Origin of the sequence: Roseobacter sp. AzwK-3b, assembly GCF_000170875.1 — a bacterium.
In the GTDB taxonomy this organism is placed as follows: domain Bacteria; phylum Pseudomonadota; class Alphaproteobacteria; order Rhodobacterales; family Rhodobacteraceae; genus Roseovarius; species Roseovarius litoreus.
In genome coordinates, this window is record NZ_ABCR01000003.1 from 363859 (window position 1) to 386551 (window position 22693).

Consider the following 22693-nt stretch of genomic DNA (forward strand, 5'->3'; position numbering starts at 1 on the left):
AGGGTAAACAAGAACCGGATCAGCCCGCCATCGACTCCGCGAAGCGTTCAAACAGATAGAAGCTGTCTTGCGGTCCCGGGCTGGCTTCGGGGTGATGCTGTACCGAAAACACCGGGCGGTCGATCATGCGGATGCCGCAATTGGACCCATCGAAAAGCGACACATGCGTTTCCATGATGCCTTTCGGCAGCGTCTGGCTGTCCACCGCGAATCCATGATTCATCGAGGTAATCTCGACCTTGCCGGTTTCCATATCCTTAACGGGGTGGTTCGCTCCGTGATGTCCGTGATTCATCTTGATGGTCTTGGCGCCCAGGGCCAGCGCCAGCATCTGATGGCCCAGACAAATCCCGAACACCGGCAACCCCGCATCGAGAACACCTTGAATCATCGGCACCGCATATGCGCCTGTCGCCGCAGGATCGCCCGGGCCGTTCGACAGAAACACCCCATCCGGTTTATGGGCCAGCACCTCTTCGGCGGTGGCGGTCGCGGGCAGAACGGTCACTTCGCAGCCCACGCTGGCCAGACAGCGCAGGATGTTGCGCTTGGCACCGTAATCGACGGCGACCACCTTGTGCCGGGCCTCGGTCTGGCGCGTGTAACCATCGGGCCAAGCCCACCGCATTTCGTCCCAACGGTAGGATTGCGCACAGGTCACGCGGCGCGCGAGGTCCATGCCTTCGAGGCCGGCAAAGCCGCGCGCCTTGGCAACAAGTGCCGCGGTGTCGAAATTTCCCTCGGGGTCATGAGCCAGCGCCACATGCGGCGCGCCCTGCTGGCGGATCGCGCGGGTCAGACGACGCGTATCCACCCCACCGATCGCGATGCGCCCGCGTTTCGTCAGCCACTCACCCAGTGTTTCGGTCGCACGCCAACTGCTGGGCTCGGTCGGATCCCATTTGACGACCATGCCTTCGGCCACGGGATCGGCGGTTTCGTCATCCTCGGGATTGACGCCGACATTGCCGATATGGGGAAAGGTGAAGGTCACCACCTGCCCGGCATAGGAGGGGTCTGTCATGATCTCCTGATATCCGGTCATCGCGGTGTTGAAGCACAGCTCGGCCGTTGTTTCGCCGGTGGCGCCAAAGCCCTTGCCGTAGAACAGGGTGCCATCGGCCAGAGCAAGACAGGCGGTGGGACGGTCTTGGGTCGCATGTGCCATGGCGTGAGTCTCCGGGTCTGGGCAAATTGGCGTATACCTATGAGGGTGACCGCCAAGGGTCAAGGGACAAGATGCCCTTCTCGCACCCCTTCAAAACAAGGTATTTTGCGGCATGACGCTGCCTTGTCTCTGGATACGGAGTTCTATATTGTGGGCGACTTGTGACCACAGCGCGGGATGGACCGGCATGGATTTGCGAGACAGGGTCAACACGGCCCTCAAGACGGCGATGAAAGACAAGGACACGGCGCGGCTGACCACGTTGCGGCTCATCAATGCCGCGATCAAGGATCAGGATATCGCGCGGCGGGGCACGGATGATGCATCCGGTGTGACCGATACCGATATTCTCGCGATCCTCGCAAAAATGACCAAGCAGCGTCAGGAAAGTGTGCGGGCCTACGAAGAGGGCGGGCGTCTCGATCTTGCCGAGCGTGAGGCGGGCGAAATCGCGATCATCGAGGAATTCCTGCCGCGTCAGCTGTCCGAGGAAGAAATCGAGACGGCTGTGGATGACGTGATCGCAGAAACCGGCGCGACGTCGATCCGGGACATGGGCAAGATCATGGGTCGGCTTAAAGACAAGTATGCCGGCCAGATGGATTTCGGCGCAGTCGGGCCCAAGGTGAAATCCAGACTGGGATGAGACACGGCGCTGTGCCGGGCTACTGCGCGGGATCTGGCCGCGCGGCCATGCTCAGGGCGTCCACCAGTTCAGCGTAAAGCGCCTTACGTTCCTCCTCGGACAGAAACGCCCCGATTTCGACCTCGCGCCCCTTGCCCTTGAGCGTGATATAATGTGCGACAGGCCCGCCCGTGGGGTGCATCTGCGCCTTGGCCCAGTAGCTTTGACAATCCCACTCCTGCACGCGGCCACCGGGATTGACGCGCACCAGATGCACCTGCTCGGGATCGATCTGCAATTCCTCGGTGATCTCGGCGTCGCGGTATGAGCGCTCGAGCGCCCACCATATGCCGCCGACCGCCATCAGCAGAAAAGGCAAAAGACCCCATAGGACAACCGTTCCCAGCAAGGGATAGAGCGGGATGGTGATCATCACGAAGGTCGCAAGGATAAACGCCGCGAACCCCTTGCGGGGCAGCGAGCGATGCGGCCAGAGCTTGAGGCTGGAGGCGCGCGCGGTGTCGGTATCGAAGGTCCATTCATACGGCATGGCGCTATATTAGCGCGGCCTTCGGCATTGAAAAGAGACGCCAAGAGGCTGAGACGACAAACGCACCGACAGGCAGAACATGCATCGGCTCGAGCGGCGAAAAATATCGGAGAATATCATGCGCGGAAGGCCTGTAAGCCGGATTCTGTCCAGGGGTCGCCCCCTTGGATGACCATTCGTCTGGGCGCCGTGTTGCCACGACACCTCAAGCTGCCAACCCGGATCGCTGGGGCAAGACGTCCCTGCGGGCGGTATCGGTTGCCCGACCAGACCCCCGCGCGCGATCCCTATTCGGCATTGCTCCCGGTGGGGCTTGCCATGCCGGGGCTGTTGCCAGCCCCGCGGTGGGCTCTTACTCCACCGTTTCACCCTTACCCGTGCAGACGCTTTCGCAGCTGCGGGGCGGTCTGTTCTCTGTGGCGCTTTCCCTCGGGTTTCCCCGGCCGGGCGTTACCCGGCACCGTTGTCTTGTGGAGTCCGGACTTTCCTCGGGGGCGGACCCCCGCGGCCATCCAGCCTTCCGCGCATCCTGCATCTAGGCATCGTGCGGCGCGCGGTCAACCGGGAAGCGCGCGGCCAGATCGGCGATCAAGGCGCAATCGGTGTCATCAAGCGCCCCCGACGCCCATGGCCTGAACCGTTGACGGAACGCGCCAAGAAGTGTGGCCTCGTCCCCGTCAGGCGGCAGCGCATAACCGAATTGCCGCGCCGCTCCAAGGAAATCGTCAGCAGGTGCCCCCGGTTGTGGCCAGACGCTGAGACCCTGGCGCGCCAGCCTGCGCCAGTCGAAACGTGGGCCGGGATCGGATTTGCGGGTAGGTGCCATGTCGGAATGAGCGATCACCCGTTCAGGCGCGATCGACCAACGCTGCATGATCCCCTGCATCAGCCCTTCGAGCGCGCGCATCTGCGAGTCGGGGAAAGGATGCGTTCCGGGATTGGCCAGTTCGATGCCGATCGAGCGGGAATTGACATCGGTCACATCCCCCCACTGCCCTGCCCCGGCGTGCCATGCGCGCGCGGCCTCGTCGACCAGACGCCAGACACGGCCACGCTCGCAGATCAGGTAATGGGCCGACACCTCGGCCAGGGCATCGCACAGACGCTCCAGTGCCGCCTCGGCCGTCTGCATGGCCGTGTAATGCAGCACGATCATATCCGGCTGTGCATCTCCCCGGCGCGCCCCGAAACAGGGCGAAGGGTGCTCCATCATCGACGGCCCGGAGGCAGCCAAGGGCCGTTACCCGCCAAGCGCCTTGCGGAACGGGCTCGGATCCCAGCCGCAGGCATAGCCATCGCCGTCCGGGTCAAGGCCCATCCGGTCACGCTGCGGGCCGCCCTTGGACATGAAGTCGATCTGGGCCTTGTCGGGCGAGGTATAGCCCGCACAATTGCGCTGGAACCGGGCCTGACTGTTGACGCCGACGCGGCTGTAGACGCGGGTGCCCACGGGATGCGTGCTGGACAGGGCGTATTGCACGATGTTCGGCTCGCTGCCGGTGCGGGCAGGCAGCGCCTCGGGTTCGACCACCGTGTAGCGGGCACGGTTCTGCGCGATCAGCGCTGCGTCGCTTTCGATAGAGCGTTCGGCGCTGACCGCGTCGAAATTGGTCTCGACCGACATGCCGGTGGCGGTTGTCACGGTCTGCGGCGGTGGGTTCGAGGGATCGGCATGAAGCACAGGTTGCCCGGAGTTCAACGCCTGTTCGCGCAAGGCGGCCTGCGTTTCGGCCACCAGGTCGGATGCATCACCAGTTTGCGGTGCCCCGCCATCAAGCGGCTCTGAAGACACAGCCATAGGCGATGGCAGCGGCGCGCCCGCAAGCCGGGCCTCTCGCGCCTGTTGCTCGGCCTGATAGGCGTCGTAATCGCCAAAGCCCACGCCAGCCGCGCTGTCAGGGACTGCCGGGGAACAGGCGCTCAGCGCCAGAAGACCCGCTGCACACAGAAAGAAACGCATTTGTATTACCCTGCAATCAAGGACGTTTTGCCGTTGGGTTTACCACCATTTTTCGGGCTTTGCCACAAAGCCTGCCGCCTGTTCGAGCGCATAGGCCGTATTCAGCAGATCGCCCTCTTCCCACGGGCGCCCGATGAGCTGCAGCCCAAGGGGCAGCCCCTTGCCATCGATGCCCGCCGGCACGGCGATACCGGGCAAGCCGGCAAGGTTCACGGTCACGGTAAACACATCGTTGAGATACATCTGCACCGGATCGGCATTGGCCATTTCGCCCAGTCCGAACGCCGCCGAGGGCGTGGCAGGTGTCAGGATGGCATCGACGCCCGCATCGAAAACCTGTTCGAAATCGCGCTTGATGAGGGTGCGGACCTTGCGGGCGCGGTTGTAGTAGGCATCGTAGAAACCAGCCGAGAGCACATAGGTGCCGACCATGACACGGCGCTTGACCTCGTCGCCGAAGCCCTCGGCACGGGTTTTCTCGTACATCTCGGTAATGCCGTCGCACTGCTCCAGCCGCGCGCGGTGTCCATAGCGCACACCATCATAGCGCGCGAGGTTCGAAGACGCTTCGGCAGGGGCAATCACGTAATAGGCGGGCAACGCATATTTCGTATGCGGCAGAGAGATATCGCGGATCTCGGCCCCGGCATCTTTCAGCATCGCGCTGCCATCGGCCCAAAGCTTTTCGATCTCGGCAGGCATACCGTCCATGCGGTATTCGCGAGGAATGCCGATCACCTTGCCCTTGATGTCGCCGGTCAGCATGGCTTCGAAATCCGGCACCGGGATATCGGCGCTGGTGGAATCCTTGGGGTCATGGCCGCACATCGTCTGCAGCATGATGGCGGAATCGCGCACCGTCTTGGTCATCGGTCCTGCCTGATCGAGCGACGAGGCGAAAGCCACGATGCCCCACCGCGAACACCGCCCATAGGTGGGCTTGATCCCGGTGATGCCGGTGAAGGCTGCAGGCTGGCGGATCGAGCCGCCGGTATCGGTGCCGGTGGCAGCGAGACACAGATCGGCGGCCACCGCAGCGGCCGACCCTCCGGACGAGCCGCCCGGGGTCAGCTGCCGGTCATCCACTTTCCAGGGGTTGACCGCATTACCGTAGACCGATGTTTCATTGGACGAGCCCATGGCGAACTCGTCCATGTTCAGCTTGCCCAGCATCACGGCACCCGCATCGAACAGGTTTTGCGTGACGGTGGATTCATATTCCGGGCGGAACCCTTCGAGGATCCCACTTGCCGCCTGGCTGGGAACGCCGCGGGTGCAGAAAAGGTCCTTGATGCCCAAGGGAATGCCGCACAGGGACGGCGCATCGCCGGCCTTGATCCGCGCGTCGGCAGCACCGGCCTGTTCGCGCGCCAGCTCCGAGGTGTCGTGCACAAAGGCGTTGAGCGCGCTCGCGCCTTCGATTTCGGTCAGACATGCCTCGGTCAATTCGAGGCTGGTCACATCGCCCTTGCGCAGCGCGTCGCGGGCTTCGGCAATCGTCAGTTTGTTCAGTTCAGTCATCACTCGACCACCTTCGGCACGGCAAAGAACCCCTCGCGGGCATCGGGCGCGTTGGACAGAACCCTGCCTGCCATGCCGCCTTCGGTCACCACGTCCTCGCGACGTTTGAGCCGCATCGGCGTGACACTGGTCATCGGTTCGATCCCGTCCACATCCACCTCGTTCAACTGCTCGATGAAGCCCAGGATGTCATTGAACTCCTGCGCCAATGCCGGCAGGGCGTCGTCTTCCACGCGGATGCGGGCCAGCTTGGCCACCTTGGCGGCGGTATCCTTGTCGATCGACATGCATCAATCTCCGTTTTTCAGTCGCCCAAGCCTTTAGCGCCGGGGCAGAGGCGGTGCAAGCATATGGCGGCGGTAAACCTCGATCATCCAGCCCAGCATCACCGCGTTGAGCAAATGCCAGCCGAAATGCGTGCCGAAGGGCAGGATATCGCAGACCTCCTGACCGAGACTGCGGAACATCAACGAGACCACCAACAGCCCCGCGCCGATCAACAGACCCCGCGCCGTGTCCGGCGCCCGCGACCGCAAGGCCAGACCATAGCCCGCAATCAGCAAGGGCAGCGGCAGATAGCTGGCCGACACGCCGATGAGCGGGATGACGGCCAGCACCGGGATCAGCGCCACCGACAGCGCGATGGCGACCCCTACCCCGAAGACCGACGCCAGCCGCCCCTTGCGCCAGAATGCGCGGTTCGCGGCATAAATATAGACCAGCACGAACGCCATGATCGGCAGCACATCGGCCAGCGCCGACCAGACCTGCGCATGGGTGTGAAACAGGAACGACCCAAGCCCGATTGCCGCCAGGATCGCCACCAGCACGCGCGCCAGCAGCAGCGACGCATCGCCCAACCTGCGCCACATGATGAGCGCAACCAGCAAAAACGCGGCATTGGTCACGGCATTGATCGGCTCGGCCCAGTAGCCGGGGTCCAGACGTTCGCAATAGCCGTCAATGTGGCGCGTCCACTCCATGGGGCTTTTCTCCGGCAGCGGGATTGGTAGTGTGAGGGCAACAGATAGGGAGAGATACATGAAAATCACATGGCTTGGACATGCGTCATTCCGGCTCGAGATCGGAGGTCTGGTTCTTCTGATCGATCCATGGCTGACGGGCAATCCGATGCTGGAGCCGGAACAGCACAAACCCGCCATCGGAGGGGCCACCCATATCCTGCTGACCCATGCGCATTTCGATCATGCGGGCGATCTGCCACGTCTGGCCAAAGAGCTTGGCGTGCCGGTCGTGGGGCAATACGATTTGATGTCCTATTGGGAAGAAACCGAAGGGATCGAGACCGTGGGCTTCAACAAGGGCGGCACGGTGGATCTGGGTGGTGCGATGGTGACGATGGTGCACGCGGTGCATTCAAGCTCGATGGGCGGCGGCACCGGCGGACCCAATGTGCCCGGCACCGAATGCGGATACATGATCGCCGGTGAAGGGCATACGATCTATGTCTCGGGCGATACGGATGTGATGGCCGACATGAAGGTTTTCAACGACCTGCACGCGCCCGATATCGGCATTCTCTGTACCGGGGGGCATTTCACGATGGACATGCGCCGTGCGGCCTATGCGGCGAAAACCTTCTTTGACTTCAAGACGGTAATTCCCTGTCACTACAAGACCTTCCCGATCCTCGAACAATCCGCCGAGACGCTCATCAAGGCGCTGCCGGATGTCGATGTGATCGAGCCGCAGGTGATGACCCCGATCGAGATCTGACCCACCTGCCCCGGCCTCAGAGGTCGGCGCGCGCGCCGCCGTCGCGCCGGTCGCGGAAAAAGGCCTTGAGCAGGGCTTCGGCCTCGGCTGCGGCGATGCCATCGTAGATCTCGGGGACATGGTGGCATTGCGGGTGCGAGAACACCCGCGCACCATGCGCCACGCCCCCCGACTTGGGATCGGACGCGCCATAGTAAAGCCGCGCGATACGGGCTGCGGATATGGCAGTGGCGCACATCGCACAAGGCTCGAGCGTGACGTAAAGCGCGTAACCGGGCAGTCGTTCGCTGCCCACCGCGGCGCACGCTTCGCGGATGACGAGAATTTCGGCATGGGCGGTGGGATCGCTGAGTTCGCGGGTGCGATTGCCCGCGCGCGCCACGATCCGACCCTTTGGATCAACCAGAACGGCGCCCACAGGCACCTCGCCGCGGGCGGCGGCGGCGCGGGCGGCGGCAAGGGCCGCGTCCATATGGCTTGCAAAACTCATGCAGGTGTCTTGCCCCGCACTCGGCGCTTTCGCAAGGCCCGGCTTTGCGCTAAGCCCTGCGCCATGACAGAGAACACGCATAAGGGCGACCGGATCGCCAAGGTGATCGCGCGGGCCGGGCTGGCCAGTCGCCGCGAGGCGGAGCGCATGATCGAGGCGGGGCGGGTTACGGTCAATGGGAAGAAGATCGACCGGGCGGCGCTGAATGTGACGGACAAGGACCGGATCGCGGTGGATGGGCGCGATCTGCGGGCGCCGGAGCCGCAGAGGCTGTGGCTCTATCACAAGCCGACGGGGCTGGTGACGACCAACAAGGACGAACAGGGCCGACCGACGATCTTTGACGAGCTGCCCGAGGACCTGCCGCGCGTGATGAGTGTGGGCCGGCTGGACATCAATTCCGAAGGGCTGTTGCTGCTGACCAATGATGGCGGGCTCAAGCGCAAGCTGGAGCTGCCCTCGACCGGATGGCTGCGGCGCTACCGGGTGCGCGTCAATGGCAGACCGACCGACGATACCTTTGCACCGCTACGCCAAGGCCTTGTTATAGATGGAGAAAAATTCCAGCCGATGATCGTGACGCTGGACCGCCAACAAGGCGCCAACGCCTGGGTCACGGTGGGGATCCGCGAAGGGCGCAACCGCGAGGTGCGCCGCGCGATGGAGGCTGTGGGGCTGAGTGTCAACCGGCTGATCCGGGTGTCCTATGGGCCGTTCCAGCTTGGCACGCTGAAGCCCGGCGCGGTCGAGGAGATCCGGCCACGGATCCTGCGCGATCAGCTGGGCGAAACGTCCGAAGAGGCGCCGAAGAAACCCGGCAAGCCGGCACCGAAACGGACGCGGCGGCGGAGCTGAGCCGCGAATCAGCCCCAAACCCCTTTGTTAACAGGCAAAACCCGGTGCGGCATCACGTCGGTATCACGTCGGTATCGCGTCGGTGCGGCCTCGGTAAATCGGCCAGATTAACGGGGCGCGCGGTGCGGTCGGTACGAAACAAGACGCGTTTCGTACCAAACCTGACCGGAAATCCGCGGCGTCAGACAGCCGTCGGCGCGCTCCAGCTTTTGCGGTAGGCGCGGGGCGACATGCCGAACCGTTTGCGGAACCGCGTGGCCATTTGCGAGGCGCTGTTGAAGCCGGTGGCGGCGGCGATCTCGGCGACGCTGAGATCGGTTTCATTCAAAAGTGCATGGGCGCGCGAAATCCGCAGGTCGATATAGAACTGCGCGGGCGTCGTGCCGACATGCGCCGCAAAGAGCCGTTCAAGCTGTCGCCGTGAAATGCCGAGTTGCCCGGCGAGCATTGTCATTTCCAGCGGTGTCTCGAGGGTTTCGCTCATCAGGCGCATGGCTGCGATGAGATGCGGATTGCGGCTTCCCAAGGCGAAGGAATACGCGGATTTCTGCTTGGTCTGCTGCAGGTTCGAGCGGAAATGCAGGCACATGTCGGCCACGATCGTCGCCAGATCGGGGCCGTGATGGGTTTCGATCAGATCGAGCATCAGGTCGGTCGCCGCACTCCCGCCGCCGCAGGTGATCAGGCCACGGTCGTTTTCATAAAGCGCGCCGGTGGGCTCAAGCCCGAAAAACCGTTCGACGAAGGCGGGCTGGTTTTCCCAATGCAGGGTGAAGCGGCGATTGTCGAGAAGCCCTGCCTCGGCCAGAGCGAAGGCGCCGGTGCAGATGCCGCCCAGCCTTGCGCCGAAGGTGTGCTGACGGCGAATCCAGCGGATGATGCGCGGGCTTGTGGTTTCGGTCGGCTCGATCCCTGCGCAGACGAAGGCCATGGCACCGCGCGGCACATCGGTCAGGCCGCTGTCAGGGCTGATGTTGACCCCGCAAGAGCATGTCACCGGCCCGCCATCGCCGGTCATGACATACCAGCGGTACAGTTCGCGCCCCGCCACCTGATTGGCCACGCGCAGCGGTTCGAGCGCCGAGGTGAAAGCCAGCAGCGTCAGTTTCGGGAGCAACAGGAAATACACGTCCCGAGGCGGTCCGTCATAGGCCACGCGAAAACTGGCAGCGCCCTTGGGAACGAAGGAACGTGACGTCATGGTGTGTTTTAGCATCACAGTTGACCGGCTGTAAGATGCAAGCAGAACGGGCCGGATCGGTTTTGCGACAGGGTGGCAAGGACCGGCACAGGTGTCAGATACTGCAGTCTTACCCCTAGCAAGCTGCGAATGCATCGCCTAAGTTGTTTCTGTCTTTAGGGGGTGAGCGGTCTGATGTCCGATACCGGTTTGCAGAAACTGGCCTTTTTCGTGCTTGTGCTTCTGATCCTCTACACGGCTGTGGCAGGGGGCGGCTGATGGCACGTCGCTATGGCGGAAAATTCAGCCCCGATGGCCAGACCGGCACGACACAGGATCGAGCTGGGGCCACGGATCGTGGCAGCTACCAAGGCGCGCGGCGCACCAAGGCGGGCGGGCGCGTCAACCTGCTGTTTCTCGCGCCCTTGCCGCTGATCTGGCAGGCCTTTACCGCATCACCGGTGGTCATGGCGCAGTATCTGGCGTCGCTGGGGCTTTTGCTGCTGGCGGCGTGGCTCACCCGCGAGGGCATTCTGGCGCAGGAAGCCTATGAGGCGCGCAAGGTCGCGCGCCGGCCTGCGGTGCCGCGCAAGATGCTGGCCTCGGCGATCACGGGCGCGGGTCTGGTGATGGCCGGGATCGCCGGGCGCGGCTTGATCGAGGCGATCATTCTGGGCGGGCTTGGCGTGGTGCTGCATGCGTTTTCCTTTGGGCTCGATCCGCTGAAGGACAAGGGCATGGACGGGGTGGACCTGTTTCAGACCGACCGTGTGGCGCGCGCCGTGGACGAGGCTGAAAAGCATCTGGCCGCCATGTCCGAGGCGATCAAGCGCGCCGGAGACCGGGCGCTGGAGGCGCGCGTCGAGCGGTTTCAGGCGACCGCGCGGCGCCTGTTTCGCACGGTCGAGGAAGACCCGAGGGACCTGACGGCGGCGCGGCGATTCCTGTCGGTCTATTTGCTGGGCGCACGCGATGCGACCGCCAAGTTCGCCGATCTTTACGCCCGCAACCGCGATCAGGGGGCCAAGGCGGATTTCACCGCGCTGCTGGATGATCTTGAGGGAAATTTCGCCGCGCGCACCGAAAAGCTGATGCTGGATGACCGGAGCGATCTGGATATCGAGATCGAGGTGCTGCGCGACCGTTTGAACCGTGAGGGCATCCGCCCGCAACCTGACACCGAGTAAGGGGAACGCCATGTCAGATACCACCCGTCAGAAAGCCGAGGCCGCATTGGCCGAGGTCGAGGAAGTGAGCCGCACCATTTTGCCGGAGCCGGCACAGGCCAACGCCATTGTGCCGTTGGAACAGGCGGATACCGCGGTTGCGGGCGAAATTCGCAAGCGCATGGACGAGATCGACATGGGCGACACCAACTCGATCGTGTCGTTCGGGTCGGCGGCGCAGGCGGAGTTGCAGGAAATCAGCCAATCCATGCTGACCGGTGTGCGCAACAAGGATGTCGGCCCGGCGGGCGACAGCCTGCGCGGGATCGTCACCACGATCCGGGGCTTTTCGGTCAGTGAGCTGGATGTGCGCCGCGAGCGCAGCTGGTGGGAGAAACTGATGGGCCGGGCCGCGCCCTTTGCCAAGTTCACCGCCAAGTTCGAGATGGTCCAGTCACAGATCGACAAGATCACCGACGAGTTGCTGCGTCATGAGCATACGCTTTTGAAGGACATCAAGTCGCTCGATCTGCTGTATGAAAAAACGCTGCAATTCTATGACGAGCTGGCGCTGTACATCGCGGCGGGCGAAGAGAAGCTGAAGGAGCTGGACGATCATGTGATCCCGGCCAAGGAGGCCGAGGTTGCGGCCGCGCCCGAGAACGATCAGGTGATCCGCGCCCAGGAGCTGCGCGATCTGCGCGCGGCGAGGGATGATCTGGAACGGCGGGTGCATGATCTCAAGCTGACGCGGCAGGTCACGATGCAGTCGCTGCCGTCGATCCGGCTGGTGCAGGAGAACGACAAGAGCCTGGTGACCAAGATCAACTCGACCCTCGTGAACACCGTGCCGCTGTGGGAGACGCAGCTGGCGCAGGCGGTGACGATCCAGCGTTCGGCCGAGGCGGCGGCGGCGGTGCGCATTGCCAATGACCTGACCAATGAGCTTTTGACCGCGAATGCCGCCAACCTGCGCGAGAGCAACCGGATGATCCGGCAGGAAATGGAGCGCGGCGTGTTCGATATCGAAGCGGTGAAGAAGGCGAATGCCGATCTGATCGGCACGATCGAGGAAAGCCTGCAGATCGCCGACGAGGGCAAGGCCAAGCGGGCGGCGGCAGAGGAAGAGCTCAAGAAGATGGAGGCCGAGCTGCGCGACACGCTGGCCGCCGCGCGGTCGCGGCGCGACGGGGTGGGCGATGCGTCCGGCACCGCGGTTCCCAGAGGCTGAGGGCACAGGTGGGCGGCAAGGGCTTCAGGCGGGCGATGACGGCGGGGCTGGCGGTGCTGGCCCTGTCGGGTTGTGTGACGCAACCCAAGGCGCCGGACACGCCACCGCAGGCGCGCCCTGCGGAGCTGATGCCTGCCGCCCCCGAGCCACAACAAGGCCCGAGCGAGGCAAGCCGCAACCTCAGCCGCTATTACGCGGCGGTGCAGGCCGATCTGTTGGCGCAGGGGCTTTTGCGCACGGATGGAGGGGGCATCGACACGCCCTATACCGACACCGACGTGATGCGCAATTTCGAGCGCATCGCGTTTTACGACGAATACGAGCGCAACGCCGGGTTCCGCCGGGCGAGCGATACCGCCGTGGGGCTGCGCAAATGGGACCGGCCCGTGCGCATGTCCGTCGAGTTCGGCGCGGGCGTGCCCCAGGCGCAGCGCAGCGTCGACGAACGCATGGTGCGCGACTATGCAGACCGGCTGGCCGATATCACCGGGCATCCGATTTCCATGGCGCCGCGCAACCCCAATTTCCACGTTCTGGTCATGTCCGAGGGCGACCGCGATGAGGCCATCGCGCGCATCCGGCAGATCGTGCCGGATATCAATGCCGCAACGCTGACGCTGTTCCGGACGCTGCCGCGCTCGATCCATTGCCTGGTGATCGCGTTTTCGGGCAGCGAGAGTGATCACACCTACCGGCGGGCAATCGCCTTCATCCGCTCCGAGCATCCCGATCTGATGCGCCGGTCCTGCGTGCATGAAGAGTTGGCGCAGGGGCTGGGGCTGGCCAATGACAGCCCGCGGGCGCGGCCCTCGATCTTCAATGACGATGACGAATTCGCGCTGCTGACCCGCCATGATGAAAAATTGCTGAAGCTGCTCTACGACCCTGCCCTGACACCGGGAATGACCCCGGATCAGGCCCGCCCGATCGTCGCCCGCCTTCTGGGCCAGCAAGCCGGGCCGATGTGAGCCAAAAGGAGAGTTTGAAGATGGGTATTCTGGATTTCCTGTCCGGCCAGTTCATCGACGTGATCCACTGGACCGACAACACCCGCGATACGATGGTCTGGCGGTTCGAGCGCGAGGGCCACGAGATCAAATACGGCGCCAAGCTGACGGTGCGCGAGGGTCAGGCGGCGGTGTTCGTCCATGAGGGCCAGCTGGCGGATGTGTTCACGCCGGGGCTGTATATGCTCGAAACCAACAACATGCCGATCCTGACGACGCTCAATCACTGGGATCACGGGTTCCGGTCGCCGTTCAAGTCCGAGATCTATTTCGTCAACACCACCCGGTTCGGCGATCTGAAATGGGGCACCAAGAACCCGATCATGATGCGCGATCCCGAGTTCGGCCCCACCCGCCTGCGGGCGTTCGGCACCTATGCCGTGAAGGTCAGCGATCCGGCCCACTTCCTGTCCGAGATCGTCGGCACCGATGGCGAATTCACCATGGACGAGATCAGCTTCCAGATCCGCAACATCATCGTGCAATCCTTTTCGCGGATCATCGCCGGGTCGGGCATCCCGGTTCTCGACATGGCCGCCAATACCCGCGATCTGGGCAAGCTGGTGGCGACCGAAATCTCGAAGATCGTCGCCGAATACGGGCTGAGCATTCCGGAATTCTATATTGAGAACATCTCGTTGCCGCCCGCCGTGGAGGAGGCGCTGGACAAGCGCACCTCGGCGGGTTTGGCGGGGGATCTGGGCCGGTTCACGCAGTATTCGGCCGCCGAGGCGATGACGGCGGCGGCCAAGAACCCGTCGGGCGGCGGCGGGATCGGCGCGGGGCTTGGCATGGGCATGGGCATGGCCATGGCGCAGAACCTTGCCAGTCAGGGCCCGTGGGGCGCGGCACCGGGTTCAGCACAGCACGCCGCAGCGCCGCCCCCGCCTCCGCCGGTCGAGCATATCTGGCATATCGCCGAGCAGGGTCAGACGCATGGTCCCTATTCCAAGGCCGATCTGGGGCGCATGGCGGGCGAGCAGAAACTGAGCCGCGAAACCCATGTCTGGACCGCAGGGCAGGACGGCTGGAAACGTGCCGAGGATGTGCCGGAACTGGCGCAACTCTTCACCATCCTGCCGCCGCCCCCGCCGGAGGCCTGACGGGCGAAAGGAGACCCAGCCATGAGACGCCGCGCGACCATCGTGCTGCATTGGAGCACCGCCGCGCTGCTCTTGTTCGTGCTGGCCGCCGGTCCGGGTGCTGTGGCGCTGCTGGACTGGGGGTATGCCCTGTCGGCGGCGGCGATGGCGGGGCTGGCGGCGGTGTTTGGCGTGATGAACGGGCCGGGGCCGAAGCTTGAAGGCGCGTTTCGCGTGGCCCATCCTTGGATGAGCCGGGGGCTGTACCTGTTGCTGGCGTGGTCAGCGGTGAGCCTTGCGGCACTGCAGATGGGACGCCCCCTGCCCGGTCCCGAAGCGCGGACGGTGTTGCTGGTGCTGCTGGCGGCGGCGATGATCCATGCCGTCTTCAACCTTTGGCGTCACACGGCGCTTGGCGATGGCGCGCTGCGGCGGATCAGCCCATCGCTGTTTCACAAGATCCTCTGAGGCCGCAGGGAATGACCGTGCAAGACCAGACCGCCCCCCTGCAGGAACACCGCTTTCCCTGCGAGCAATGCGGGGCCGATTATCGGTATGACCCCAAGGCCGGGCAGCTGATCTGCGATCATTGCGGCCATGCGGACGACATCGCGCAGCCCGGCCCATGGGCCAGCCCCATCGAGGAGCTGGATTTCGACCGCGCGCTGAGGGCCGATCTGCCGGAACAGGAGATCGAGGTAACCCGCGTCGTCAGCTGCCCCAATTGCGCGGCACAGGTCGAGTTCGACGAAACGCTGCACGCCGCCGAATGCCCGTTCTGCGCCACGCCCGTGGTCACCGATACCGGCACGCATCGCCATATCAAGCCCAAGGCGCTGTTGCCCTTCGCACTGGACGAGGCGGCGGCGCACAAGGCGATGACCGATTGGCTGGGCAGCCTGTGGTTCGCGCCGAACGGCCTGCAGGCCTATGCGCGCAAGGGGCGGAGGATGCAGGGGATCTACGTGCCCTATTGGACCTTCGACGCCGACACCAAATCCACCTATACCGGCGAGCGCGGCACGGTCTATTACGAGACACGCATGGTTGTGCGCAACGGCGAGAACCAGCAGGTGCGCGTGGCCAAGGTGCGCTGGAGACCGGCCTCGGGGCGGGTGGCGCGGTTTTTCGACGATGTGCTGGTGCTGGCGTCGCGCAGTCTGCCCAAGAAGTTCACCGATGCGCTGGAGCCGTGGGATCTGTCGGGGTTGGAGCCGTATAACCCCGAATATCTGGCGGGGTTCCGGGCCGAAGGCTATGCGGTGACATTGGAAGAGGGGTTTGCCGAGGCGCGCAGCGTCATGGACGCCACGATCGCCCGCGATGTGCGGTTCGATATCGGCGGCGACCGGCAGCGCATCCACGAGATCCGCACCGACGTGTCGGATGTGACCTTCAAGCATGTGCTGCTGCCGGTCTGGCTTGCGGCCTACAAGTATCGGGGCGAGACCTATCGCTTTGTTGTCAACGGACGCACGGGCCGGGTGCAGGGGGAACGGCCCTGGTCGGCGTGGAAGATCGCGCTGCTGGTGGCGGCGATGCTGCTGGTGGCGGGGGGGCTTTTCTATCTCGATGTGCTGGATACGGGGGCTTTTTGATGGCTGATGCGTTCGAGACGCTTCTGGAACTGATGACATCACGGTATTCGTGCCGCGCCTTCCGGCCCGATCCGGTGCCTGGCGAAGTGATCGCCCGGATCGTGCAGGCGGCGGGGCACGCGCCGTCGTGGTGCAATGCGCAGCCATGGCAGGTCACGGTGACGCAAGGCGCGCAGACCGACGCGTTCCGGCAGGCGCTGTTGGAGGTGGCTGCGTCACAGGCCCCTGCCCCGGACCTGCCCTGGCCCGAAAGCTATCCCGGCGCCCATGGCGAACGGCGGCGGACCTGTGGCTATCAGCTTTACGAGGCGGTGGGAATCGCCCGGGACGACCGCGACGCCCGGACCGCGCAATCGATGCGCAATTTCGCGCTGTTCGATGCGCCGCATGTGGCGATCGTGCATTCAGAGGCCGCACTTGGGGCTTACGGCGCGATGGATACCGGAGGGTTCGTCACGGCCTTCATGCTGGCGGCGCGGGCGCTTAGGGTGGACACGATCGCGCAGGCTTCGGTCGCGGCGCATGCGCCGATGATCCGGGCGCATTTTGGCCTGCCCGAGACGCGGCTGATCCTGTGTGCGATCTCGTTCGGGTATGGCGATGCGGATCATCCCGCCAACGGCTTTCGCACCGAGCGTGCGGGGCTGGAAGATATCCTCGATCTGCGCGGCTGAGCGCCGGGGGCGTCAGCTCCGGTTGATCGCGATCTTGCGGGCAGCGCCGCCGGAGGCGGTGCGCTTGGGCACCGAGAGCGTCAGCACGCCGTCCTTGAGATCCGCCGCGATCTTGTCGCCATCGGCATCTGCGGGCAGGCGAAAGGTGCGGCTGAAGGCGCCGTATTGACGTTCGGAGAAAAACCACGTGTCGCCCTTTTCCTCGCGCTCATGGGTCTTTTCGCCTTTGACGGTCACCACGCCGTCATGCACGGAGATGTCGATATCCTCGTCCGACACACCGGGCAGCTCCATCGTGATCCGGTAGGCCGCGTCATCGGCGGAGGCATCGGAGGCGGGCGACAGCCAATCGGCCACGCGCTGTCCAAGATGGCGCAGCGGCTCGTAAAGCGAGGGCCAAGCGCCGGATGTCTGTGATGTCTCAACCATGTGAAAGGCTCCTTCTGGCAATCTGCAGCGATGTGCAGCGATGTGATGACGCAGTCAGACCTAGCGCCCATGTCGCGGCCGCGCGTTGATCGGCATCAAGATCCGGGGGCTTGCGGGCGCGGCGTGTTTGGCCCAAGGATGGCCCCGCCGATCCAAGCCCCATGAAGGAGACCGCCCATGCGCGCCCTGTTGCAACGTGTCAGCCATGCCTCGGTCACCGTAGAGGGCGAGGTGGTAGGCCAGACGGGTCCGGGCCTGTTGATCCTGATCTGCGCGATGCAGGGCGACGAAGAGGCGCAGGCCGACCACTTGGCCGCCAAGATCGCCAAGCTGAGGATCTTCACCGACGAGGCGGGCAAGATGAACCTCTCGGTGCGCGATATGGGCGGCAGCGCGCTGGTGGTGAGCCAGTTCACGCTGGCCGCCGACACGAGCCGGGGCAACAGGCCGGGGTTTTCCACCGCCGCCCCGCCCGAGGAGGGCCGCAGGCTTTACGAGTATTTCGCCAAGGCACTGGAGGCCCAGGGCGTGCCGGTGGACACCGGGCGGTTCGGCGCGGACATGAAAGTCGCGCTGCTGAATGACGGGCCGGTGACGATCTGGATGGAAAGCTGAGAGAGGCCGATCACGGCTCGCGAAGGGCTTCGCGGGACTTGTAGAGCGGTTTGAGCAGGTATTGCAGCACGGTCTTTTCGCCGGTGTGCAACTCGACCTGCGCCTGCATGCCGGGGCGAATTTCGATGCCGGACTGGCGCGGCGTCAGGTTCTGGGTGTCGACGCGCAAGGTCACCTTGTAATGCGGGTCGCCATCCGGCGCGCGGGCGTTTTCATCCTTGAACGTATCCGCCGAGATGAAATCCACCGTGCCTTTCAACGTGCCGTAGATGGTGAAATCATAAGCCGTGAGCTTGATCGTCGCCTCTTGGCCACGGCGCAGATTGGCGATGTTTTCAGGCGCGACACGGGCTTCCACAAAGAGTTCCTCGTCCAGCGGAATGATCTCGAGGATCTGCTCGCCGGGGCGCACGACGCCGCCGATGGTGGTCACGCCCACGGTATTGACCACACCGCGCATCGGGCTTGTCAGCACGGTGCGGTTCAATTGATCGAGGCTGGATTTGAGGTTCTGCCGCAGGGTCGCCAATTCCTTGAGCGTGTCGGAATAGGCCTCGGCGCGGTCAAGTTCGGTTTGGGTCACGATCTCGTCGTAGCGCTTTTCGGCGTCGGCATGGTCCTTGCGGGTGCGGGTCACCTCGATCAGGGCGACGACGTTCTTTTTCAGAAGGTTTTCCATCAGCGCGCGTTCCTCGGCGGCCTGCGCGAGGATCTTGCGCGCGCCATCGCTGCGCTTGGTGAAATCGGTCTGACGGGCATTGAGCAGCACCCGTTCGGAGGCCACGATTTGCGGGCTGCGAGTGGCCAGCTCTTCGGGCACGGTGAAATCGAACTGACCGGCCAGTTCGGCCTCGAGCCGGAGGCGACGGATTTCAAGCGCGGTGATCTGATCGCGCAGCTCTTCGACCGAGGATTTGAACTGCGTGCCATGCAGACGCGCCAGAACGTCGCCGCGTTCCACGATATCGCCCGCGTTGACCAGCAGCTCCGACAGGATGCCGCCTTCGAGGTTCTGGATGATCTGGGGGCGCGACGACGAGATGAATTCGCCATCGGCGCGCACGATCTCATCGACCGAGGCCAGAGCGGACCAAATCAGCACCAGAAGGAAGCTCGCAGCACAAAGCCATATCGTCAGGCTTGAGCCGCGCAGCCGGGCGCCGAATTGCGAGGAGAGATCGGTGGTTTGCGTTGCCATGCCCTAGCCCCCTGCCCCGGCGCGCTGCGCGAGATGTGCCAACACCTGATCGCGCGGGCCATCGACAGCCATGCGCCCGTTTTGCAACAGCATGGTGCGGTTGGTCAGTTGCAGGATCGGCACGCGATGTGTGGCGATCACGGCGGTCCGATGCGCGAGCCAGCCCTCCAGCCGGCTGACCAGCGTGCGTTCCAGCGTCTGATCGAGGGCCGCTGTGGGTTCGTCCAGAAGGCAGATCGCCGGGTCCTGCAACCACAGACGCGCCCAGCCGATCGACTGGCGTTGTCCCTGGCTCAGCCCCTGACCGCCATCGCGGATTTCCAGATCGAGCCCCTTGGGATGGGATTTCACATACGGACCGAGCCCGGCGAAATCGAGTGCCGCCAGAAGCCTGTCATCGTCGCTTTCCAGAAGCGTCAGGTTCAGGTTTTCGCGCAAGGACCCGGTGAAGAGCCGCACATCCTGCCCCAGATAGCCGACAAGGCGGCGCAGATCCCGAGGCTCGAGCTGGGACATTTCGGCGCCGTCGATCAGCAGGCGGCCGCTTGTGGGGGCGTAAAGGCCCGACAAAAGTTTGAGCAATGTCGATTTGCCAGACCCGTTGGCCCCCAGAAGGGCCAGTTTCTGCCCCGGCTGGATGACAAGCGCCGGAATATCGACCACCGGCGCCATGTCGGCATCATAGGTGAATTTCACCTCGCGCAGCTCGAACCCGCCAGTCAGCCGTTCACGACGCAGATAGGTCCGGTCGGGCGCGCTGTCCTGTGGGGCGCTGACGATCGCATCGAGCCCTTCGAGTGCGGATTTCACATTGCCCCACCGCGCCATGGTGCCGGCAAGCTGTGTGAGGGGCGCCAAGGTACGGCTGGTCAGGATGCTGATCGCGATGATCGAACCGACGGTGAATTCCCCCGCAAACACCAGATAGGTGCCGAAGATCACGGCGGCGATATAGGTGACCTGCTGGATGCCCTGGCTCCAGAATGTGAGCACCGAGGCCAGTTGGCGCTGTTCGCTGGATTTGAGCGCCTGAAGCGCGGTCAGCTCGGTCCAGACGCGGCGGAAGCGGTCCTCGGCGCGCTGTGTCTTGAGGGTGTCGAGCTCGAAGATCGCCTCGTGCAGGAGGCGCGAGGATTTTGCCGACGCGCCTTGGGTTTCCTGCGTCAGGCGGATCATCTTGCGCTGCAGGAAGATCCCCGGCAGCACCATCAGGATCCCGCCGAGGATCAGCACCCAAACGACATTGCCGCCGATCGAGGCGACGAGCAGGAGAAAGACGAAGATGAAAGGCACATCGGCCAAAGTGCCGATGGTGGAGGCGGTGAAAAACTCGCGCACCGAGCCGAATTCGCGCATGGCGCTGAACAACTGGCTGGGCGCCTGCCCCGCCTGTTCCGAGCGCATCCCGAGAATGCGGTTCATCAGAAGGGTCTGAACGTTCATCTCGATCTGGCGGCCTGCGCCGTCCATCAGCCGGGCGCGCGCGATCTTGAGCAGCGACTCCATGGTCAGCGCCAGCAGCGCACCGCCCGCCAGCACCCAGAGCGTCGCCTCGGATTGATGCGGGATCACCCGGTCATAGACCTGCAGCGCGAAGAGCGCCACGGCGACCGCCAGGAGATTGGCCACGAAAGAGCCAAGGATCACCTCGCCCATGGCGCGGCGGCAGTCTGCGAATTGACCCCAGAACCAATGCGCGCGGGGGCGGTCCGTGAGATGGGTGCCGGCCAGCCGGTCGAGCGGCACCTCGGCGCGGATGGTCAGCCCGGTGAAGACCGGCGCGAATTCGTCAAGCGAGACGGTGGCGCGGTTGTCGGGGCAGGTCTTGTCGTAGATCACCAGATCGCTGCCCGCGCGCTCGAGCACGAGAATGAACTGCCCGTCGGTCATCCGCGCCAGCGCAGGCCATGCCCCTGCATCCGAGAGATCGCTTGGGGCCACGCGGACCTCGAAGCCCGCCGCCCTGAGACCGGCCGCCAGCATCGTCTGCGGCGCGGCACGCTCGGCGGGGGGAAGGGTGGTGAGCGTATCGGCGATGTCGCGGCGGGTGCAGGGCTGGCCGATGCAGGCGGAATAGACAGCGATCAGTTCGGCGAGGCGGCGGGTGGCCTGAGCCGGTTGCGGCGCTTGGGCCACGGCGCGCGGGGGCGCGTCGCAATTCGACACGTCAGCGGCGTCTGCCGGGGGCACGGCGCGGATGGTCCAGTTTACCGGGCGCACGGTCACAGGCGGTTTCCTTCGGCAAGAACACCCAGATGCTCGGCAATCTGAAGCTGGGTTTCGAGGCGTTCGTATTTCAGATCGAGCGTGGCGGCCTGCCGGGCGGCGAAGGTCTCGTAGACGCCGACCACATCCATGACCTGCCGCTGACCGGCCTTGTACTGGCTCTGGAAGAGATCGAGATTGGCCTTGGCGCGGCTGGCCAGGGCGGTCGCTTCATCCACTTGTCGCGTCAGGGCGGAAAGGCGGTTCTGCAACCGGGCGGTGCGGCGCTGCGCGTCCTCTTCGGCCTGACCCACGCGGGCGGCGGCGGCCTCTTGCGTGGCCTTTATCGCGTTCAGGCTGTCGCCGGTGCCGAGCCCGAGAAGCTGATCGGACGACACGTTGAGCCCGATGCCCGAGCCATTGTCGCCAAGCGTTCCACCGGCGGTGAGCCCCGGCAGGAGACCGCCGCGTTCGACCTGTGCGCTGGCGATATCGCGGCTTTTCTCGGCCTCGGCCCGCAGCACTTCGATGGGGCGTATATCGCCTTTTGCCCGCGACAGGTCCGCAAGCCCCGTGACATCATCGAGCGGGCGGGTGGACATGGCGTTGAGTTCTGCCAGTGCCGTGGCCTCGGCTTCGGATTGCGCGGCAAGGGTCGCGCGGATCTCGGCCAGTTTCTGACGCAGGACATGGAGATCCGAGCCGTCCGAGATGCCGCCCGAGACGCGCTCGGACATCACCCATTCGAAATGCTCCATGTCCTTGAGGGTCCGCTCTTCCAGCACCCGGCGCTCGCGCGCCTTCATGGCGGTGAGATAAAGGCTCAGGGCGGTGCGGATCCGGGCGTTGGTATCCTCGGACAGCGTGACGGCGGCGACCTCGACATCGGCCTTGGCGAAGGCGCGTTCGGCCTTCTTGCGGCCATTGTCGAAGAGCACCTGTTCCACGACCAGTTGCGCGATCACGTCGCTGAGGCTGGTGAGGCTGATATTGGGTCCGATCTTGGGCAGCCAGTTCTTGGAGGCGGCCCGCGCCCTGAGCCGTGCGCTGCGCAATTCGGCCTCGGCGGGGCGGCTGTTGGCGGCCAGAACCGGATCGACGATCTTGGCATAGGGACTGCCCGGGGGGATGACGCTGCGCCGCGCCTGCAAAGCGCTGATGACGGGCGAGGCAGCGGCTTCGGCGCGGGCGGCTTCATCGGCATCGCCCGGAGCGCCGAGACCCGACAGGCCGCCCATGAAGCGAGATGTCTCGCCGGTCGTTCCGTCGCCGCCTGCGTCGGGTGACATGCACCCGCTCAGCGTCAGCGCGGCAATCATGCACGCGCCCCACCGCTGGATTCCGTCCCTCTGCCCCATCATTGCCCCTTGATCGGTAGCTTTTTATGGTTGGTGGCGCGCAC

24 protein-coding genes and 1 other RNA gene are annotated in these 22693 nt (G+C 64.5%); 11 read left to right on the forward strand and 14 right to left on the reverse strand.

Annotated features, from left to right (window positions below):
* Positions 1-19: 19 nt before the first annotated feature.
* A complete protein-coding gene (gene carA / locus RAZWK3B_RS08005; RefSeq protein WP_007813950.1) occupies positions 20-1168 on the reverse strand; it encodes a glutamine-hydrolyzing carbamoyl-phosphate synthase small subunit in 1149 nt (382 codons plus the stop codon).
* Positions 1169-1355: 187 nt separating this feature from the next.
* On the opposite strand from carA, the gene RAZWK3B_RS08010 reads away from it, so the two are divergent.
* Entirely contained in the window at positions 1356-1814 is a 459-nt protein-coding gene (locus tag RAZWK3B_RS08010) for a GatB/YqeY domain-containing protein (protein ID WP_007813952.1), read from the forward strand.
* 19 nt (positions 1815-1833) lie between these two features.
* Here RAZWK3B_RS08010 and RAZWK3B_RS08015 read toward each other — a convergent pair whose 3' ends face one another.
* From RAZWK3B_RS08015 to RAZWK3B_RS08040, 7 genes are all read right to left on the reverse strand, one after another.
* Complete coding sequence (locus RAZWK3B_RS08015) at positions 1834-2343, reverse strand: DUF2244 domain-containing protein (protein ID WP_007813954.1); 510 nt, start codon at positions 2341-2343, stop codon at positions 1834-1836.
* Positions 2344-2461: 118 nt separating this feature from the next.
* Positions 2462-2867, reverse strand: an RNA gene (rnpB, locus tag RAZWK3B_RS20170) — RNase P RNA component class A.
* Positions 2868-2878: 11 nt separating this feature from the next.
* Positions 2879-3556, reverse strand: coding sequence for an N-acetylmuramoyl-L-alanine amidase (locus RAZWK3B_RS08020; RefSeq protein ID WP_502685144.1), 678 nt, complete (start codon positions 3554-3556; stop codon positions 2879-2881).
* Positions 3557-3583: 27 nt separating this feature from the next.
* Complete coding sequence (locus RAZWK3B_RS08025; RefSeq protein ID WP_007813958.1) at positions 3584-4303, reverse strand: hypothetical protein; 720 nt, start codon at positions 4301-4303, stop codon at positions 3584-3586.
* A 39-nt stretch (positions 4304-4342) separates the two neighbouring features.
* Positions 4343-5824 carry an Asp-tRNA(Asn)/Glu-tRNA(Gln) amidotransferase subunit GatA gene (gene gatA, locus RAZWK3B_RS08030; RefSeq protein WP_007813960.1) on the reverse strand — a complete coding sequence of 494 codons (1482 nt, stop codon included), beginning with the start codon at positions 5822-5824 and terminating at the stop codon, positions 4343-4345.
* A complete protein-coding gene (gatC, locus tag RAZWK3B_RS08035) occupies positions 5824-6111 on the reverse strand; it encodes an Asp-tRNA(Asn)/Glu-tRNA(Gln) amidotransferase subunit GatC (protein WP_007813962.1) in 288 nt (95 codons plus the stop codon). The genes gatA and gatC overlap by 1 nt, the downstream gene beginning before the upstream one ends.
* A 33-nt stretch (positions 6112-6144) precedes the next feature.
* Complete coding sequence (locus RAZWK3B_RS08040) at positions 6145-6807, reverse strand: ceramidase domain-containing protein (RefSeq protein WP_007813963.1); 663 nt, start codon at positions 6805-6807, stop codon at positions 6145-6147.
* Between the two features lie 58 nt (positions 6808-6865).
* Here RAZWK3B_RS08040 and RAZWK3B_RS08045 point away from each other — a divergent pair, with 58 nt between their 5' ends.
* A complete protein-coding gene (locus RAZWK3B_RS08045) occupies positions 6866-7561 on the forward strand; it encodes a metal-dependent hydrolase (protein ID WP_007813965.1) in 696 nt (231 codons plus the stop codon).
* Positions 7562-7577: 16 nt separating this feature from the next.
* On the opposite strand, the gene RAZWK3B_RS08050 is transcribed toward RAZWK3B_RS08045, so the two are convergent.
* A complete protein-coding gene (locus tag RAZWK3B_RS08050; RefSeq protein WP_007813966.1) occupies positions 7578-8051 on the reverse strand; it encodes a nucleoside deaminase in 474 nt (157 codons plus the stop codon).
* Between the two features lie 63 nt (positions 8052-8114).
* Here RAZWK3B_RS08050 and RAZWK3B_RS08055 point away from each other — a divergent pair, with 63 nt between their 5' ends.
* The gene (locus RAZWK3B_RS08055) at positions 8115-8906 is read left to right on the forward strand and encodes a pseudouridine synthase (RefSeq protein WP_007813967.1); all 792 of its coding nucleotides are present in this window, start codon (positions 8115-8117) and stop codon (positions 8904-8906) included.
* A gap of 181 nt (positions 8907-9087) precedes the next feature.
* Here RAZWK3B_RS08055 and RAZWK3B_RS08060 read toward each other — a convergent pair whose 3' ends face one another.
* Positions 9088-10107, reverse strand: coding sequence for a GlxA family transcriptional regulator (locus tag RAZWK3B_RS08060; protein ID WP_037295259.1), 1020 nt, complete (start codon positions 10105-10107; stop codon positions 9088-9090).
* A 257-nt stretch (positions 10108-10364) separates the two neighbouring features.
* On the opposite strand from RAZWK3B_RS08060, the gene RAZWK3B_RS08065 reads away from it, so the two are divergent.
* From RAZWK3B_RS08065 to RAZWK3B_RS08095, 7 genes are read left to right on the forward strand one after another with little or no spacing between them, the layout of a single operon-like run.
* Positions 10365-11273 (forward strand): 5-bromo-4-chloroindolyl phosphate hydrolysis family protein, encoded by a 909-nt coding sequence (locus RAZWK3B_RS08065; protein ID WP_007813970.1) that lies wholly within the window; start codon positions 10365-10367, stop codon positions 11271-11273.
* A 10-nt stretch (positions 11274-11283) separates the two neighbouring features.
* Entirely contained in the window at positions 11284-12483 is a 1200-nt protein-coding gene (locus tag RAZWK3B_RS08070) for a toxic anion resistance protein (protein ID WP_007813971.1), read from the forward strand.
* Positions 12484-12491: 8 nt separating this feature from the next.
* Complete coding sequence (locus RAZWK3B_RS08075) at positions 12492-13451, forward strand: DUF2927 domain-containing protein (RefSeq protein WP_007813972.1); 960 nt, start codon at positions 12492-12494, stop codon at positions 13449-13451.
* A gap of 20 nt (positions 13452-13471) precedes the next feature.
* A complete protein-coding gene (locus RAZWK3B_RS08080) occupies positions 13472-14593 on the forward strand; it encodes an SPFH domain-containing protein (RefSeq protein WP_007813973.1) in 1122 nt (373 codons plus the stop codon).
* A gap of 21 nt (positions 14594-14614) precedes the next feature.
* Positions 14615-15040 carry a hypothetical protein gene (locus tag RAZWK3B_RS08085; protein WP_007813974.1) on the forward strand — a complete coding sequence of 142 codons (426 nt, stop codon included), beginning with the start codon at positions 14615-14617 and terminating at the stop codon, positions 15038-15040.
* Positions 15041-15051: 11 nt separating this feature from the next.
* On the forward strand, positions 15052-16170 hold the full coding sequence (locus RAZWK3B_RS08090; protein WP_007813975.1) for a TFIIB-type zinc finger domain-containing protein: 1119 nt from the start codon (positions 15052-15054) through the stop codon (positions 16168-16170).
* Positions 16170-16844 carry a nitroreductase gene (locus RAZWK3B_RS08095; RefSeq protein ID WP_007813976.1) on the forward strand — a complete coding sequence of 225 codons (675 nt, stop codon included), beginning with the start codon at positions 16170-16172 and terminating at the stop codon, positions 16842-16844. Before RAZWK3B_RS08090 ends, RAZWK3B_RS08095 begins: the two co-directional genes overlap by 1 nt.
* Positions 16845-16856: 12 nt before the next feature.
* On the opposite strand, the gene RAZWK3B_RS08100 is transcribed toward RAZWK3B_RS08095, so the two are convergent.
* Complete coding sequence (locus tag RAZWK3B_RS08100; protein ID WP_007813977.1) at positions 16857-17273, reverse strand: Hsp20/alpha crystallin family protein; 417 nt, start codon at positions 17271-17273, stop codon at positions 16857-16859.
* Between the two features lie 177 nt (positions 17274-17450).
* Between RAZWK3B_RS08100 and dtd the strand changes: the two genes are divergently transcribed.
* The gene (dtd, locus tag RAZWK3B_RS08105; RefSeq protein WP_007813979.1) at positions 17451-17888 is read left to right on the forward strand and encodes a D-aminoacyl-tRNA deacylase; all 438 of its coding nucleotides are present in this window, start codon (positions 17451-17453) and stop codon (positions 17886-17888) included.
* A gap of 10 nt (positions 17889-17898) precedes the next feature.
* Here dtd and RAZWK3B_RS08110 read toward each other — a convergent pair whose 3' ends face one another.
* Genes RAZWK3B_RS08110 through RAZWK3B_RS08120 form a run of 3 tightly spaced genes read right to left on the reverse strand, consistent with a single transcriptional unit; the run spans position 17899 to position 22580 of the window.
* Entirely contained in the window at positions 17899-19086 is a 1188-nt protein-coding gene (locus RAZWK3B_RS08110) for a beta-barrel domain-containing protein (RefSeq protein WP_007813981.1), read from the reverse strand.
* A gap of 3 nt (positions 19087-19089) precedes the next feature.
* Complete coding sequence (locus RAZWK3B_RS08115) at positions 19090-21312, reverse strand: ATP-binding cassette domain-containing protein (RefSeq protein WP_007813983.1); 2223 nt, start codon at positions 21310-21312, stop codon at positions 19090-19092.
* The gene (locus RAZWK3B_RS08120; RefSeq protein ID WP_232279492.1) at positions 21309-22580 is read right to left on the reverse strand and encodes a TolC family protein; all 1272 of its coding nucleotides are present in this window, start codon (positions 22578-22580) and stop codon (positions 21309-21311) included. The genes RAZWK3B_RS08115 and RAZWK3B_RS08120 overlap by 4 nt, the downstream gene beginning before the upstream one ends.
* Positions 22581-22693: the final 113 nt, after the last annotated feature.